Origin of the sequence: Acinetobacter sp. AKBS16 (assembly GCF_002899995.1) — a bacterium.
GTDB classification, from domain to species: Bacteria; Pseudomonadota; Gammaproteobacteria; order Pseudomonadales; family Moraxellaceae; genus Acinetobacter; species Acinetobacter baumannii.
Map to the genome: position 1 here is coordinate 10207 of NZ_POYH01000070.1, position 1797 is coordinate 12003.

Below are 1797 nucleotides of genomic sequence, written 5' to 3' on the forward strand. Positions count from 1 at the left end.
AAAGAATACAACGACCTTTTACAAATGATGTTGAATGGTCTGGCTTTACCGGAAGTGCCTGAAAGTTTAATCATGCCGGGTTTTGAACAATCAGCAGCAAAATCTGGTGGTAGCGGAGTCGATTTGCTGCCAGACAGCGCGACTATTTGTTCATGTAACAATGTATCAAAAGCAGACATCTGCCAAGCAATTAGCGATGGTTCGACTTCTTTAGGTGCATTAAAGAAATGCACCAAAGCAGCAACAGCATGTGGTGGTTGTGCACCATTAGTGACTCAAGTATTGAAGTCAGAGTTACAACGTCAAGGTGTGACTGTTAACAATCACATTTGCGAACACTTCCCGTACTCGCGTCAAGAGTTGTATCACTTGGTTCGTGTCAATGAAATCAAGACATTTGATGATTTAATTCATCAACATGGTCATGGTTTAGGTTGTGATATTTGTAAACCGGCAGCAGCAAATATTTTGGCATCTTGCTGGAATGATTTCGTACTTAAGCCAAGTCATGCAGGCCTACAAGACAGTAACGATTACTACTTGGGTAACATTCAAAAAGATGGCTCTTACTCCATTGTACCGCGTATGGCAGGTGGGGAAGTCACTCCGGATGGCTTAATTGCGATTGGCCAAATTGCGAAGAAATATAACTTATACACCAAAATTACTGGCGGTCAACGTGTTGATATGTTTGGTGCCCAAGTTCATGAACTTCCATTTATTTGGGAAGAGTTAAATGCTGCGGGCTTTGAGTCTGGTCATGCCTATGGTAAGTCGTTGCGTACAGTGAAATCTTGTGTAGGTAGCACTTGGTGCCGTTACGGGGTAGATAACTCGGTTGGTTTGGCGATTGAACTTGAAAACCGCTACAAAGGTTTGCGTTCACCGCATAAATTGAAAATGGCAGTGTCTGGCTGTACACGTGAGTGTGCGGAAGCGCAAGGTAAAGATGTAGGCGTGATTGCCACTGAAAAGGGTTGGAACCTTTATGTGTGTGGTAACGGTGGTATGAAACCGCGTCATGCAGAATTACTCGCATCTGACCTCGATAAAGAAACACTTATTCGATATATCGACCGTTTCTTTATGTTCTACATTCAAACGGCAGACCGTTTACAACGTACCAGTGTATGGCGTGACAACATGGAAGGCGGTCTAGACTACCTTAAATCTGTGATCGTTGATGACTCTCTTGGTTTAGCTGCCGAGCTTGAGCGCCGTATGGAACACATTATTGGTACATATCAAGACGAGTGGCGTACAGCTGTCGAAAACCCAGAAGTTCGTAAACGCTTCCAGACTTATATCAATGCAGGAGCAAATGAACAAGCTGATCCGCACATTCAATTTACAACTGAACGTGGTCAAATCCGCCCATTAACTGAAGCTGAACGTTCAGAAGACCGCATTCCAATGGTTGAAGCATAAAGGAGAACTTATATGAATATTGTGCAAGACAAAAATATGCTTCCTGATGATCAGTGGATTGACGTTTGTGCCCTCGATGATTTAACCCCAAACACGGGTGCAGGAGCGCTAGTGGGCGGCCAAACTGTAGCAATCTTCCGTGTGGGGCATGAAAAACGTGTTTATGTACTGAGCAATAAAGATCCGTTTAGCCAAGCGAATGTGATGAGTCGCGGGATTATTGGTGATTTACAAGGCGAACGCGTAGTTGCATCACCAATTTATAAACAACATTTCAGTTTAGCTACAGGCCGTTGTTTAGAAGATAAAGACCAAAAATTAGCGGTTTATCCGAGCAAAATTGTTGATGGCCGTGTTTGGGTCAACGCG

General features: G+C 43.6%; 2 protein-coding genes. Both read left to right on the forward strand.

Going from position 1 to position 1797, the window contains the following annotated elements; genetic code table 11:
- On the forward strand, positions 1 to 1428 hold a 1428-nt coding region (gene nirB / locus C1642_RS19335), incomplete at its 5' end, for a nitrite reductase large subunit NirB (protein WP_228153868.1).
- Between the two features lie 12 nt (positions 1429 to 1440).
- The coding region (nirD, locus tag C1642_RS19340; protein ID WP_228153869.1) for a nitrite reductase small subunit NirD at positions 1441 to 1797 on the forward strand (357 nt) is incomplete at its 3' end.